This window comes from Streptomyces sp. WM6386, from assembly GCF_000972385.1.
Lineage (GTDB): Bacteria > Actinomycetota > Actinomycetes > Streptomycetales > Streptomycetaceae > Streptomyces.
On the sequence record NZ_JXTE01000380.1, the window covers coordinates 1 to 591 of the forward strand.

At 68.0% G+C, this 591-nt stretch carries 1 protein-coding gene; it reads left to right on the forward strand.

Annotated features, from left to right (window positions below):
- Positions 1-15 precede the first annotated feature (15 nt).
- A partial coding sequence (locus TN53_RS41840) for a hypothetical protein (RefSeq protein ID WP_159038277.1) occupies positions 16-591 on the forward strand: 576 nt, incomplete at its 3' end.

The following is a 591-nucleotide window of genomic DNA, read 5'->3' on the forward strand; positions in this document are numbered from 1 at the left end:
TCCGTACACCCGGCCATGCCCCTTGCTCTCCTCGACCCTGTCTTCGCTGCTGAAGCGGAAAGCACGACCCAGCAGGGGTGGACGCTGACGATTCAGCGTGCCCGCATTTCCATGGAGCAGGTTCAAGTGGTCCGCCGCCAAGCACTCGATGTGCTGTTTGCAGAGTATGCCCAGCAAGACCAGCGCCGCTCGGCGCGAGCCGCCGTCTGCTTTGAAGCAGCCCTGCGCAGCACCCACCAGGCCGGTGACACGCACGTGACCAGCCTGCTGCAGGAGCTGCGCGACCACACGCGCCGGATCGCACCGGGTCCCGTGGCCGCTCTCGGCGTCCGGCGCGCAGTGGACTGGAACGTCACCTACGGCTGCGATGACAATCGGCAGGCAGCCGGGGAAGTTCTCGATGCCCTGCCCGCCTCGATGGCCCATGACTTGGCCATCGCACTGCACACCAGCTGGTGGACCCCTATGCGCAGCCTCCGCGAAGGTGAGGACCACGAGGCGGGGGCCCCTTCATGGGACCCGCAGGGGCGCAGGCCCCCGGGGGGAACCCGAACCCACCAACGGCGAAACGTCTGGGGCGAGATTCCGGGG